The 13,755-nt window shown below is 42.8% G+C and carries 16 protein-coding genes; 4 read left to right on the top strand and 12 right to left on the bottom strand.

Going from position 1 to position 13,755, the window contains the following annotated elements:
- Positions 1-142: 142 nt before the first annotated feature.
- A complete protein-coding gene (locus AC57BQ_RS24605) occupies positions 143-859 on the bottom strand; it encodes a hypothetical protein (protein WP_496408769.1) in 717 nt (238 codons plus the stop codon).
- Positions 860-915: 56 nt separating this feature from the next.
- Between AC57BQ_RS24605 and AC57BQ_RS24610 the strand changes: the two genes are divergently transcribed.
- Together AC57BQ_RS24610 and AC57BQ_RS24615 are read left to right on the top strand one after the other, a co-directional pair.
- Positions 916-1,623 carry an SAM-dependent methyltransferase gene (locus tag AC57BQ_RS24610; RefSeq protein WP_496408770.1) on the top strand — a complete coding sequence of 236 codons (708 nt, stop codon included), beginning with the start codon at positions 916-918 and terminating at the stop codon, positions 1,621-1,623.
- Between the two features lie 94 nt (positions 1,624-1,717).
- Positions 1,718-3,316 carry an FAD-dependent oxidoreductase gene (locus AC57BQ_RS24615; RefSeq protein WP_496408771.1) on the top strand — a complete coding sequence of 533 codons (1,599 nt, stop codon included), beginning with the start codon at positions 1,718-1,720 and terminating at the stop codon, positions 3,314-3,316.
- Positions 3,317-3,386: 70 nt separating this feature from the next.
- Here the strand turns inward: AC57BQ_RS24615 and AC57BQ_RS24620 are convergent, their stop codons facing one another.
- From AC57BQ_RS24620 to AC57BQ_RS24655, 8 genes are all read right to left on the bottom strand, one after another.
- Positions 3,387-3,920, bottom strand: a complete 534-nt coding sequence (locus AC57BQ_RS24620; protein WP_496408772.1) for a hypothetical protein — start codon at positions 3,918-3,920, stop codon at positions 3,387-3,389.
- Positions 3,921-4,025: 105 nt separating this feature from the next.
- Entirely contained in the window at positions 4,026-4,763 is a 738-nt protein-coding gene (locus AC57BQ_RS24625; protein ID WP_496408773.1) for a dioxygenase family protein, read from the bottom strand.
- Between the two features lie 122 nt (positions 4,764-4,885).
- Positions 4,886-5,587 (bottom strand): LytR/AlgR family response regulator transcription factor, encoded by a 702-nt coding sequence (locus tag AC57BQ_RS24630; protein ID WP_496408774.1) that lies wholly within the window; start codon positions 5,585-5,587, stop codon positions 4,886-4,888.
- Positions 5,588-5,592: 5 nt separating this feature from the next.
- Positions 5,593-6,759: a sensor histidine kinase gene (locus tag AC57BQ_RS24635; protein ID WP_496408775.1), complete on the bottom strand. Its 1,167-nt coding sequence runs from the start codon at positions 6,757-6,759 to the stop codon at positions 5,593-5,595.
- 69 nt (positions 6,760-6,828) lie between these two features.
- Entirely contained in the window at positions 6,829-7,428 is a 600-nt protein-coding gene (locus AC57BQ_RS24640; protein WP_496408776.1) for a MiaE family protein, read from the bottom strand.
- Positions 7,429-7,492: 64 nt separating this feature from the next.
- Positions 7,493-8,065: a nicotinate (nicotinamide) nucleotide adenylyltransferase gene (nadD, locus tag AC57BQ_RS24645; protein WP_090472714.1), complete on the bottom strand. Its 573-nt coding sequence runs from the start codon at positions 8,063-8,065 to the stop codon at positions 7,493-7,495.
- A gap of 87 nt (positions 8,066-8,152) precedes the next feature.
- A complete protein-coding gene (gene gmk, locus AC57BQ_RS24650) occupies positions 8,153-8,755 on the bottom strand; it encodes a guanylate kinase (RefSeq protein ID WP_496408777.1) in 603 nt (200 codons plus the stop codon).
- Between the two features lie 60 nt (positions 8,756-8,815).
- Positions 8,816-9,691: a YicC/YloC family endoribonuclease gene (locus tag AC57BQ_RS24655; protein ID WP_496408778.1), complete on the bottom strand. Its 876-nt coding sequence runs from the start codon at positions 9,689-9,691 to the stop codon at positions 8,816-8,818.
- Between the two features lie 202 nt (positions 9,692-9,893).
- Between AC57BQ_RS24655 and AC57BQ_RS24660 the strand changes: the two genes are divergently transcribed.
- A complete protein-coding gene (locus AC57BQ_RS24660; RefSeq protein ID WP_496408779.1) occupies positions 9,894-10,691 on the top strand; it encodes a hypothetical protein in 798 nt (265 codons plus the stop codon).
- Positions 10,692-10,872: 181 nt separating this feature from the next.
- Here the strand turns inward: AC57BQ_RS24660 and rnc are convergent, their stop codons facing one another.
- The 3 genes from rnc to AC57BQ_RS24675 are packed head-to-tail and all read right to left on the bottom strand — an operon-like array spanning position 10,873 to position 13,120.
- Complete coding sequence (gene rnc, locus AC57BQ_RS24665; protein WP_090472719.1) at positions 10,873-11,598, bottom strand: ribonuclease III; 726 nt, start codon at positions 11,596-11,598, stop codon at positions 10,873-10,875.
- A gap of 12 nt (positions 11,599-11,610) precedes the next feature.
- Complete coding sequence (fabF, locus tag AC57BQ_RS24670) at positions 11,611-12,864, bottom strand: beta-ketoacyl-ACP synthase II (protein WP_090472720.1); 1,254 nt, start codon at positions 12,862-12,864, stop codon at positions 11,611-11,613.
- A 19-nt stretch (positions 12,865-12,883) separates the two neighbouring features.
- A complete protein-coding gene (locus AC57BQ_RS24675) occupies positions 12,884-13,120 on the bottom strand; it encodes an acyl carrier protein (protein ID WP_031266521.1) in 237 nt (78 codons plus the stop codon).
- A gap of 148 nt (positions 13,121-13,268) precedes the next feature.
- On the opposite strand from AC57BQ_RS24675, the gene AC57BQ_RS24680 reads away from it, so the two are divergent.
- Positions 13,269-13,694 carry an IPExxxVDY family protein gene (locus AC57BQ_RS24680; RefSeq protein ID WP_255367033.1) on the top strand — a complete coding sequence of 142 codons (426 nt, stop codon included), beginning with the start codon at positions 13,269-13,271 and terminating at the stop codon, positions 13,692-13,694.
- Positions 13,695-13,755 lie beyond the last annotated feature (61 nt).

Raw genomic sequence — 13,755 nt, forward strand, 5'->3', positions numbered from 1 at the left:
ACAATATTTTAAGATTTATTGTGCCTGGGGTTAAAATCACAACGTCATGCCGAATTTATTTCGGCATCTTATATGCAAAATATACAGTATGACGGCTACCGTTTAATGAGATCCCGAAACAAGTTCGGGATGACGGAAAGGACTACGCCGCGCTCGAAATATATTTTACCAAACTCCTTTTAGCTACCGGCAACAGCGTTTGCTCCAATGGAAAAGTGATATCGCTGTGCACATAATATACCGCCGGGTTGGGTAAAAACTTGTTGCGGTTGATCAGGCTCAGCTTCATAGCCTCGGGTGTGTTGGTGATGCTGTGCTCATAAGTATCAATAAATGATATATTGATGCCACGGTACTTATCATCCTTATCCTCAAAAATAGTAAGGTGATATTCATATATCCAGTTGGTACGCTCCTTGCCGTTGCGTAACGAAAAATAGCCGTGATACGGCATCAGGGGTACAATACCTACCGGATCAATATTAAGCCGGCTTTCTACAAAATCATAGATCTCTTTGCCCGTTTGTATCGCGGGATCCATTTTTGACAGGGCAAAGGCGATGATCTGCTCTATTTCCTGCATGTTTTGATCATCTTTAATGATCTTTTGATAGGTAAGCTTTACCGCGTCGATATCTGCCTGTGTTAAGCGTTGCGGAAAGGCCTGCTGGAGCACCGTTTTGTTCTTTCTAAAATCAACCAGGTTGTTGTAATGAAAAATAAGATCGGCCAGGTTGGGATACAGCCTGCTCTTATCAAAATGGCGGTTAATTTCCTGTAAATAATTCAGCAGGACGTACTTTTTTTGCTCAAAATCAATATATCCCTCAATAAACCAGTTTACGCCTAATGAATTCATTTTTTTCAGGCTCCTTTCAATAGCTTAAATTAAACAAAAAACACCAACTTTGCAATATGCCCTATGGAACCCTTTATTTAATCCCCGTACCGCTGGCCGAAGAAACGGCTGCCAAATCATTTACCCCTTACCTGGTTGATACCATTAACAGTATCAAAGAGTATATTGTGGAGAATGAAAAGACCGCCCGCAAATTTTTAAAGCTGGCCGGTTTAAAAACGCCGCAAAGCGAACTGCTCATTCACGATTACAGCAAATATAACCGCGATATGGGTACAGCCGACTTTTTTAAAGGCTTACAGGCCGGTAACGATGTGGGCTTGATGAGCGAAGCCGGCTGCCCTGGCATAGCTGATCCAGGCGCCGAAATTGTAGATAAAGCACACCGCATGGGTATTAAAGTAGTACCTCTGGTAGGCCCAAGCTCTATTTTACTGGCGCTGATGGCTTCTGGTTTTAACGGCCAAAGCTTTACTTTTCATGGCTATTTGCCGATTGATAAGTTACTGCGCAGTAAAAAGATCAAAGAACTGGAAGCTACAGCCATTAAGCTCGATCAAACTCAGCTGTTTATTGAAACACCTTTCCGCAATAATCCCATGTTGGAAGAAATATTAAAGACCGCCAATCCAAAAACCAAACTCTGCATAGCAACCGATCTTACCGCTCCTACAGAATTTGTACAAACCAAAACTATTGCCGAGTGGCAGAAAAAAGTACCCGAATTGCACAAGCGGCCAACAATTTTCCTGCTTTTTCATTAGAATTATTTGTTTTTTAAAGGTAATGAAGCTATCATGAGCTATATTTATTTCGGTTTTTTGAGCGGTCGCTCATGATGGTTTCATTAATAATTAAATGACGGTTACGCAGCATCATACCAGCGTATTGATAGTGGGAGCCGGCCCTTCGGGCCTGATGATGGCTGCTCAGTTATTGCGCTATGGTGTGCAGCCTGTAATTATTGATAGTAAACAAGGCCCAACCACTCATTCCAAGGCATTGGCCGTGCAGGCCCGTTCGCTGGAGATATACCGGCAAATGGGCGTTATTGATACCATTATAAAAGGGGGAAAACAAGCTTCGGGGGTTGTGTTTAACCAGGAAGGTAAAGAAGTAGCCTCCTTATCATTAAGTAATGTGGGCGAGGGGCAAACCGCTTTCCCGTTTGTGCACCTGTACCAGCAAAGCAAGAACGAACGTCTTTTGCTCGACTTTTTAACATTGAACTGTTGTCCCGTTTACTGGAATACTTCGTTATTGACCATAGAGCAGCAGGCCGGTAAGGTGATAGTACAATTACAAAGCGCTGAGGAAACCCAGCATATAACCTGCGACTGGCTCATTGGTGCCGACGGGGCACACAGCCTGGTGCGTAAACAGCTACAGATACCCTTTAATGGAGATACCTACCAGCACCAGTTTTACCTGGCTGATGTGAAAATAAGTAATGCTTTTGGCGATAAGGTTAATCTGTTTTTATCAAAAAAAGGATTCGCTGCCTTTTTTCCAATGCCCGAAGAGCAATGTTATCGCGTTGTTGGTCAGCTGCCCGCTGAGCTCGATCAACGAGAGGATCTGCAAATAGAAGAAGCGCTGCCATACCTGGATGCTATTACCGGGCAAACTATAGGGATGGAGCGTACCAATTGGTTTACTACCTATCAGTTGCATCATCGCATGGCCGATAATTTCAGACAGAACCGATGTTTTTTAATTGGCGATGCCGCGCATATCCATTCGCCAGTGGGCGGGCAGGGCATGAATACGGGTTTGCAGGATGCCTACAACCTGGCCTGGAAGCTGGCTGGGGTAGTGAATAACCAACTCCAGGAAAAAATACTGGATAGCTATGCTGCCGAACGTATGCCCGTAGCGAAAGACCTGCTGAACACCACCGACCGTATTTTTAAATTGATACTATCGCGCAATTGGTTTGTGGGCCTGTTCAAAAAATGGGCCTTACCTGTTATATTGAAACACGTTTGGGGTAAACCAGAATTAAGAGCAGCTTTTTTTAAACGGATATCTCAAATCGGTATTAACTATCGCGAAAGCCAGATCAGTTTACATTTGAGCCATGATTCGCCTGTAAAAGCCGGCGACAGGTTGCCCTACCTCAAAGTGTTCGACGAAAAGAAACAACAGGAAACCGATCTGCATGAGTGGTGCAGCAAGTCCGGTTTTACCATGATAACCCTGGGTAAGCTACAGGAGATAGATCTGTTTACCCTGGCCAAATGGATTACCCAAAACTATACGGGTACCCTTAACTTTTTTTACCTGCCGCCATCGGCCAAAAACCAGCAAGTGTTTGATGCTTTTGGTATTAAAGAAAAGCAGAAGAAAGCCATCATCGTACGTCCGGATATGTACATCGGTTTTATTAACGATGTGGTTGATATTGATATGATGGACAACTACCTGCAAAATGTGGTAGGTTTTGTTAAAGCATAACAAAAAAGCGCCTGCGTGTAAAACACACAGACGCCAACCTGACATCATGAAAAAAGGGGATAATAGCGGGCTAAACCTGTTGGAAAGTATCTCTAAACAGCGGCTCGGGTTGATACTCCTGGTAACTGGTTATAGAAAGCCCATGCTGCATTTTTAATATAAATGTATCCGCTACAAATTTTTCGGATACATCGCCCTCTGCCAACACCATAAACTCCGCCAGTTGATTAACCAGGGTTAAAATGCCGGTGGTATAAGTGATAGCTACTTTGTGCGACGAAATATCATTGATATGTGATTCTATCAGTTCAAACTGCGGCAGCTCAAATTTGACAGCGTTTCCCAGGTTATCGGTCAATCCGGGTATCTTATTATCCAGAGCCTGTATAAAATGACCGACCGAGAAACTCAATTTATAATGCAGCGAATTGGCCCGGCCATCGTGGGCTTTTAACGCGGTAAAAGTTTTAAATTCCAGGTTAGGGTTATAGGTTTGCATTTTGAGCAAAAACTCCTGGTACGATGCCTGCAACACGCTTCTTTCAAACCTGCCCTGCGCCGATGCATCAATGATCTGTTTATATGCTAATTTGATGAGTGCCATTTCTTTTGATTTTTTTAGGTCATACGTTGTACGTAATACGTAATAAGTTTTGAATGAGAATACAGCTGTGTACGTATAACGTCAAACGCATCACGTACAACTTTTTTAAAGTGCCACGCCAATAGTAAAAGTGCCCGAATATCCTGCCGAAACGCTGCCCGTTAAAGCCAGGGTTTCCAATGCCAGGTCGGTTGCCGAGTCGCCAAAAACACTGTCGCTCGCGTTGCGTATGGGGTTTACACCATGTGCTGCATATAAAGTAGAAACATGCACGACATCAGATATGGTTTCAGAGAAAGTAAGCTGGGATACTTTTTTCAATACACTATTCACAAAAACTTCCATGTGTATGTGGGTGGCCCTGCCGCCATACCAACCGGGATAAATGGTAGTAAATTTAGCCAGGCCCGAACTATCAGTAAGTAAGTATCCGCGCAGCCAGGTTTCGCCCACATAGCTTTTGCTACCCAGCAGGCCGGGTTGGTTTGCGTATCCGGAGTAATAGCCATCTTTATTACAATGCCATATGTCTACCCGGGCACCGGTAACTACATTACAGTTGTCGTTTACGTTCACTACCAGGAAATTTACGGCTAAGGGTACTCCGGTTTGCCCGCCGGTAACATCAGCCCTGTTCAGCGGGTTGGTTATTTCGCCACCAACGTAAGGGTATGGCCCTTCTGTTTCTGTTGGGGTGGTGGTACACGTAGTACCATTAGTTGATGTAGTGGTGGTAGTAGTGTCTGTTTGGGTTGATGTTGAATCTTTTTTACAGGCTTCAATAAGCAAGGGGCCAGCCGCCGCGGCTACAGCAAAGGTGCGAAGAAAGCTTTTACGTTCCATGATATACCGGATTAATAAGGTTAAACAATGTGTTTTATTATTAATGTAAATGTATATGAGGAAGTAGTCTGGAAGGGGAGTGTATCGGTAAACGGGTGTTTTGTGCCGATAGATACGATTTTTTACCTGGATTTCATCCAGTTGCGGACCATTTCATGATAACTGTCACTCACAGGAAGCTCAACATTAGTCAATTTAATTTTGCGGTTCTGGACAGAGCGGATCTTGCCAAGTGGTACAATATAGCTGCGGTGTATGCGCTGAAATTTATCGGGAGGCAATTTTTCAAGTACCTTTTTTAACGACATCAGTGTGAGCACTGTTGGGGCATTGGTTTGATGTATCTTAATATAATCTTCCATGCTTTCAATATATTCAATGGCGTTTAGGTCTATTTTTACCATACGGTATTCTGAATACACATACAGGCTTTCTTCGGGTTGCTCGCTACCTGTACTGTTCTTATAGCGGTAATAATCAACGGCCTTTTCCACCGCTTTTTCAAAACGCTTAAAATTGATGGGTTTCAGGATATAATCCAGCGCTTCCAGCTCAAAACCCTCGAAGGCAAAGTTTTTATAAGCGGTAGTAAATATCACCATGGGTTTTATCTGCAGGGCGCGTACCAGGTCGATACCGGTGATATCAGGCATATTAATATCGATGAAAAGGAGATCGACGGGTTTGGTTTTTAAAAACTCGGCGCCTGATATAGCATCGTCAAATGTTTTAACCAGTTGCAGCGCCGGGAAGCGCGATACATACTCGCTTATCAGCCGCAAGGCCAAAGGCTCATCATCAATTGCTATACATTGAAGTACCATAGATGTCAGATCTTTATAATAAGCTGTACTGAATGCTGATCATTTTCGCTCCATATATTTAATAGATGGCTGCCTGGGTACAGGTGGTTTAACCGCTGCCGGGTGTTTTTGATCCCTATTCCGGTAGGCTGGCTCTCATCCCTGCTCACAAACACGTGGTTTCTGCAAAAGAAAGAAATATCAGTGTCGCTCACGCGAATATTGATGTCGATAGTTGTTTTTTCATGTTTGCTCACCCCATATTTAAATACATTCTCTATAAAGGTCATCAGTACCAGTGGCGCTATTTTTTTGCCTTCAACATTACCTTCTACGATGAAGTTGACGGTGGTGTGATCACTGATACGTAAACGCTGTAATTCGATATAATCGCTGATACAGTCTACCTCGCTTTGCAGTGGTACCAGATCATCCACTACATCATCGGTCACATAACGCATAATGTTTGACAGCTTCATGATACTATCGGCAGCATGATCATCCTTTATAACGGCAAGCGTGTAAATATTGTTGAGTGTATTGAACAAAAAATGCGGATTGATCTGTGCCTTTAAAAAGGAGAGCTCGGCAGTAGTTTTATCGGCTTCGGCACGTATGGCGCGGCGCTCCGTAAGTCGCCATTGCTGTATGATCTTAATGGCTGTGCTTAAGGCCATGATCATGATAAATATAAACAGGCTAATGCTGTCCAATGATCGATGACGCGTATGCCATCGTAAGGGTGGATTTTGCCCGGGCCTATCATCCGGAAAACGATTTCTGTGATCTGGTCCCCCAGGCGGCGGCGGTGGAGCACCATCATTCCGGTAATCTGCGGTCGATGATTCAAAAGGAGGGCCCTGGTTTACCGGTTGATCATTTGCCCGGTTCTCGGCACTGTGTAACAGCCTGTCAAAGGGTTGCAGGTAATACACGCCGGCAAATAGCAGCAGCACAATGATACTGTATAGCGTATACTTCTTTTTTAAAAAGAATTTGGGAATAAGAAAGTAAGCATTGCTGTAAAAAAGAAAAACATAAGTATAGCAAAACAGCCAATAGTTGTGTTTTTGCAGCAATGACCAGGTGATGTCATCCTGCCCGCGGTTGTTTAAGAACAACAACGGGAAAGCCATAAACAACAACCAGCCCGCAATATGTATAATAACAGAAAAGGCTTTAAAGCGCGACATTCATAAAGTAACACAATCAAAGCCAGTAATAAAAAAAGTATCGATATTTAGCCCGTTTGTATAGACGAACTACCCGTGTATGGTCTCGCTCTTACCGTAGTTTTGTATCACCTTGGCTTCGTATTCCAGGAACTCTTTCCAGCGTTTTTCTACATCTATTTCAACCGCGTATTTTTTAGCCAGGCGAATGAACATGGCATAATGCGTGGCTTCACTCACCATCAATTCGTGGTAAAATTCAGATAGATAAGTATCACCAATGTTTTCTGATAATACCTTGAACCGTTCGCAGCTACGGGCCTCTATCATGGCCGAAAACAGCAGCCTGTCGATCAGCTGGGCTTCGCGACCGCCGCCTATAATGATGAATTTACGCAGCTCATTCACATAATTATCCTTACGCTCGCGGCCCAGTACAAAGCCGCGCTGCAATATAATATCGTGAACACGCTTAAAATGATCCATCTCTTCCTGAACCAGCAGCGCCATCTCCTGTACCAGATCGTTCAGGTTGGGGTTTTGCACAATAAGGGTAATGGCATTGCTAGCCGCCTTTTGCTCGCAAAAAGCATGATCGGTCAGTAACTCCTCAATATTGCTTTCTACCACGTTTTTAACCCAAAGCGGATCGGTAGGCAGCTGCAGTTTAAGTATGGTTTTTTCGCTCACAGGAACAAAGATAGGAAGATAGAATCAAGAAATAAGAATCAAGAACCAAGACTGTAATGATAACCTACCGATACAATCCCTTGCTTTCAATAAATTTCAGGACCGGGTCTGGTACAAAATATTGTATGTTCTTTTTTTCGGCGATGGATTTGCGAATAAAGGTAGCCGACAGCTCCATTTGTGGGGTCATGGTGATGGTAACCGCTGGGTGATCGGCCAGTTCGGCATTCTCATAACCCGGACGGGGATATACGTATATTTTGTAATCGCGTAGTATCAGCTTATAGTTTTTCCATTTGTGCAGTGTACCCAGGTTGTCTGAACCCATGATTAGGGCAAAATCGTGTTCGGGATATTTTTCTTTCAGATGGGCAAGTGTATCAATGGTGTAGGATGGCTGGGGCAATTTTAGCTCTACATCGCTTACGCTAATGTTGGTGGCATGGTCTGTAGCCAGTTTAGCCATTTCCAATCTGTCGTAAGTATTGATCAGATCGCCATACTTTTTTAGCGGGTTTTGTGGTGATACCACCAGCCAAACCTTATCCAGGGTGGTATGATTGGCCATATAATTGGCAATGATCAGGTGCCCTATGTGTATGGGGTTAAATGAACCAAACAGTAAGCCTATTTTCATGTTATGCGCCCTAACCCCCAGCAGGAGGAATAATTAAAATGTTTTTTGAAAGGCCCAGTCCTAAATGAGTTATCCAGAACTCCCCCTTTAGGGGGCCGGGGGGCTAATAAAATCCCTCACCAGTTGTTCAGCTTCGTTACAAGCCGTTTCAAGATCGTAATTTTTAAGGATAATATCAAACTGGGGGGCGTATTTTAGTTCTTTTTCGGCTTTGGCAAAACGTTCCTTCAGTTTTTCTTCGCTGTCGGTACCGCGGCCGGTAAGGCGCTCTATCAAAACCTCTAGTGATGGGGGTTGTACAAATATGGCCAGGGCCTGTCCATCGTACTTACGTTTCAGGTGCATGCCGCCTTCTACGTCAATATCAAATATAACGGTTTTGCCCATTGCCCAGATCCGTTCAATTTCGGTACGCAGGGTGCCATAAAATGTGCCGCTGTAAACTTCTTCAAACTCTACAAACTGCTTTTTGGCAATACGGTGCAAAAACTCCTCTTTGCTGATAAAGTAATAATCTTTCTCATGAACCTCATCTCCACGGCATTCACGGGTTGTTGCCGAAATTGAAAATTCAAGCTCGGGCATTTTGCTAAGCAGGTGATGTACTATGGTGGTTTTACCCGCTCCCGACGGAGCAGAGAATATGATGAGTTTACCTTCCGGGTTCATAGTTAATGGATAATGGTTCATAGTTAATAGCACATAATCATAGCAAAAGGCCATGATCTATGAACCATCAACTATAAGCTACTATAAAACGTTTAACAGTTGTTCTTTAATTTTTTCGAGCTCTTCTTTCATGCCTACTACCAGTTTCTGGATGTTGGCATCATTGGCTTTGGAGCCCAGGGTATTTATTTCGCGACCGATCTCCTGTGAGATAAAACCCAATTTTTTGCCGTTTGCATCGGCATTTTTCAAGGTTTCGATGAAATACTCGCAGTGAGTTTTAAGACGTATCTTTTCTTCCGTGATATCCAGTTTGTCAATATAGTAGATCAATTCCTGCTCAAAACGATTTTGGTCGATAGCTTCCCTGTCGGCAGCTTCGCTTAAAAAAGTATTGAGGCGTTCACGTATCAGGGGTACACGTTTAGGATCTTCCAATTCTACCAGCTCCAGATTTTTCAGGATGATGTTGATACGGTGTTTCACATCATTCTCTAATACATTACCCTCATCCGAGCGGAATTGCTGAAATGCAGCTAAAGCCTGCTGAAATGTTTTTTCAACCAGCTTCCACTCATCTTCTGATGCGGTTTCATCGTCATATTTCACCACTTCCGGTAAACCTAAAGCAAGTTGTAACAGGTTGCTTGTGGGTTCATTAAGTTCCTCACTCACTTCTTTAAGCTGTAAGTAGTATTGTTTAAGCAGATCTTTATCGATGCCGGCAGCTTTTACCGCGGCATTTACCTGCTCAATATTGATAGACAGGTTTACTTTACCACGCTCAATTTGCTTGCTGCAATCATTACGCAACTGAAACTCTTTTTCGGAGAATATTTTCGGCAAGCGAAGGGATAACTCAAGAAATTTGCTGTTCAGGGATTTGATCTCAACGGTATATTTAGTATTACCGGAGTCAAAACTGGCAATTCCATACCCTGTCATGGATTTTATCATGTGCAAAGATAGGGTTTTTGTTTTGAAGTTTGAAAGGGGGAGTTCTGAGTCTGAAGTCCTGAGTTTTAAGCCAAAAGTTACAATTATTAATTGGCTTTAAATGTCCTTTGCTTCGTTTATTGACTAAGGTGCAATGCCAATTTTAACACTTTTTTACATTTGGTGTAAAATACAGTTGGTATCTTTACGTTATATCACACTCATGCATTATCGTTTTTCCCTGCTTTTTATTGCCTGTTTTTGTTCCGCTTTAATAGCTTCAGCCCAGGATTTTACGCTCAAAGGAGTGATCTCAAAAAAGAGCACACCCGAACGTATTGGCCAGGTTTTGATCAAAAACCTCAAAACAAACAGTCTAATGATCAGCGATGATCTGGGCTGGTTTTCGATAAAGGCCTCTGCCGGCGATACGCTGCTTTTTACGAAGGATGAGTTTACCCCACAAAAGATTGTGGTACTGAATAACAGCGATATGCCGGTATATATGCAGCCGGTGATTAAGCTGGCCGAAGTAAAGGTGCTTGGCCAAACCAAAAAACAGGAGCTTAACGAGATCATGAGCGATTATCGCAAACAGGGTACTTTTTATAATGGCAAGCCCCCTGTGCTTTCGTTTTTAAGCAGTCCACTTACAGGGCTTTACGAACTGTTTGGCAAAACCCCGGGCCGCGCGCGTCGTTTTGCCAATTTTGCCAAAGGAGAGGCCGAGCAGGCTGAAATTAACAAACGGTACAATACTAGTTTTGTAAAACAATATACCAAATTGCCTACCGACAGTGCCGCACGCAGGTTCATGAATTACTATACCCCATCATACGAGGATCTGAAAGGCTGGACCGATTACGACCTGATCAAGCATATGCAAAAAGCATATGATTACTATAAAAGCAGTGGCGAAAAAGATGTGCTGGAAGGATTGAATTCGCCAACCTTTATCAAAAAGGATAGTACACTGCAACTATCACAACCAGGTGAGACTTTGAAAAAGGAAAAACATTGATGGGGAGTTGAAAAAGTCATGCCGAACTTGTTTCGGCATCTCACTAGCGGGGTTACAATAGTATTATAAAAGGTGTATGTAAAAGAGCCTGTCAGTCTGAGCTTGTCGAAGACTCGTGCGTAGAGGCCTGCCCACCATGGTTCGACGGAGCTCACCATGACACCCACCTTTTAAGCTGATATTAAATGCCTAAAGACTCACAGGCTTTTTCGGCGGCCAGTTTTTCGGCATTCTTTTTACTGAACTCCTTACCTTCGCCCATTACTTCGCCGTCAACACTGGCCTGTATGGTAAAAAGCTTGGTGCTTTCGCCTTCCAGGTTGGTTACCAGTTCAAAAATAATATCACGACCGTGGCGCTGGCACCATTCAATCAGTTTGCTTTTGAAATTTGTTTCGGTTTGTTCCAGCTTATGGATATCAATATGCGATTTGATGATGTGGTTGATCAGGAAATTTTTGGTAAAATCATATCCTTTATCCAGGTAAACGGCTCCAACCAGCGCTTCAAAGGCATCGCCCAGTAATGATCCCTGCCTGCTTGAATTAAGCATACGGCTATCATACTCAATCAGTTTATCAAAACCCAGTTTGCGGGCAAGCTGGTTAAGATTTACACGACTTACTATTTTGGAGCGCAGTTCGGTCAAAAAGCCTTCGTCTTCATAAGGGTATAACTTAAAGAGTACTTCGGCCACAACACTGCCCAGCACGGCATCGCCCAGGAATTCCAGGCGCTCGTTACTGTTTTTTACCCCTTTTTTTACGTTTTGAGCAACCGACTTATGCCGGAAAGCCAAACGGTATAAAGACAAATTGCCCGGCACAAAACCGAGCAAATTCTTTAAAATCTTAACGTATTTCCTATTGGGTGATATATATAGCTTATAAAACTGACTGATAGGCATCCACAACCACGATTAATCTTCGTACTTTTTAAATATAACAGAAGCATTATGGCCACCAAAACCAAATCCGTTGCTTTGAACTATCCTTATATCGCGCTTTTGAGCCGTGTTAAAGGTAAAATTGATTTTAGGGTCAAAAGCAGGATCGTCAGTAAAATGGTTAATAGTAGGGGGGATGATACCATTCTTTAAAGCTAGTATTGACGCTATCGCTTCAACCGCGCCAGCCGCACCTAACAGGTGACCGGTCATTGATTTGGTTGAACTGATATTGATACGATAAATATCGTCGCCAAAAACATCATGTATAGCCTTGATCTCCTGCGGATCGCCGATTGGTGTAGATGTTCCGTGAACATTTACATAATCAATATCGGCAGGTGTAAGGTTAGCATCCTGTAGGGCCGATCTCATAACCAATGCTGCGCCAAGCCCATCCGGGTGTGGTGCTGTCATGTGGTAAGCATCGGCACTCATGCCACCGCCCATCATTTCGGCATAAATTTTAGCGCCACGAGCCTTTGCATGCTCCAGTTCTTCTAAAATTATGGTACCCGCGCCTTCGCCGGCCACAAAACCATCCCTGTCCAGATCAAACGGACGCGATGCCGTTGCCGGATCATCGTTACGGGTTGATAAAGCGTGCATAGCGTTAAAGCCTCCGATACCTGCTTCATTGATGATGGCTTCAGAACCACCACTGATAAACATGTTAGCTTTACCCAGGCGGATATAGTTAAATGAATCTATCAATGAATTGTTTGATGAAGCACAGGCAGAAACGGTTGAGAAATTTGGCCCGCGCAAACCATATTTAATAGAAATATGGCCGGGAGCAATATCTGCTATCATTTTAGGGATAAAGAAAGGGTTAAAACGGGGTGAACCGTCGCCTTTGGCAAAGTTAACAACTTCGTCCAAAAACGTTTTTAAACCACCAATACCTGATCCCCAGATAACTCCTATACGGCTGGTATCTAATTTTGTAAAATCCAATCCCGCGTCTTTTACGGCCTCTTCTGTTGAGAAAAGGGCGTATTGAACAAAGGGATCTAATTTACGGGCGTCTTTACGGCCCAAAAAACCATCCGCATCAAAGTTCTTTACTTCACATGCGAATTTAGTTTTGAACTTTTCAGTATCAAAACTTTTGATTAAGGCAGCGCCACTTACCCCATTGATCAAACCGTTCCAGTAATCTGAAACCGTGTTACCAATTGGAGTAAGTGCTCCAAGCCCGGTTACTACAACTCTTTTAAACTCCATTTAATCCAGTTAGGGAGTCTTATTTAACGTTTTTTTCAAGATAAGCAACTGCCTGGCCAACAGTACCAATAGTTTCAGCCTGATCGTCAGGAATAGCCACGTTAAATTCTTTTTCAAACTCCATGATTAGTTCCACGGTGTCTAACGAGTCGGCACCAAGATCATTGGTGAAACTCGCTTCTGGTGTAACTTCACTTTCGTCAACACCCAGTTTTTCTACGATAATAGCTTTTACTCTTGAAGCGATATCAGACATAGTCTTTATAGTTTAATGATTAATAAAAATTCAGTGCAAAGAAAAATAAATTCTGTCAATTATCAAATCTAAAACTTTTACAATATATTTCGGTAACAAAATTTTATTCAAACGGTTTGTATTCGTAATTTTGACGTTTGTAAAAGTAATGATTTTGAACAGGAAATTTTTAAAGTTTGAGATCGATTTTGATTTTGTGCTTATCGCCATAACCACATCATTAAAAGATTACCGCGTTTGTTACCTTATCAACAAATCTTTAAACTTTAATTTTGTTAGAACAAACGACCTCGCCGTTGATATATATCAGGGGGCCGAACCCGTTTTGTTCTCGCTGTTCCATTACCAGTGGGAAACCACCGAGACCGACTTCTATTTTATTGGTAATAAGGGATCTGACGGCTATTTGGTGCCCGAGATAAGGAGTGCCGACTACTTTGTGATGATCAAGAATTACATTGACGACGACGATCTGGACAACCTGGTATCAACCATTAATAAGATACCCGAAATTGTGGCCGCCGTAAAGATTGATCCGAAAAAAATAAAATCACGGGAAAATCTGTTATTTTAGCGCAAAATTTAAAAATAGAGTGTTGGTTTTACACTAAATATAATGTAAGCCAGTTTAACCC

Source organism: Mucilaginibacter sp. BGA-UO-ETr-C110 (assembly GCF_059567985.1).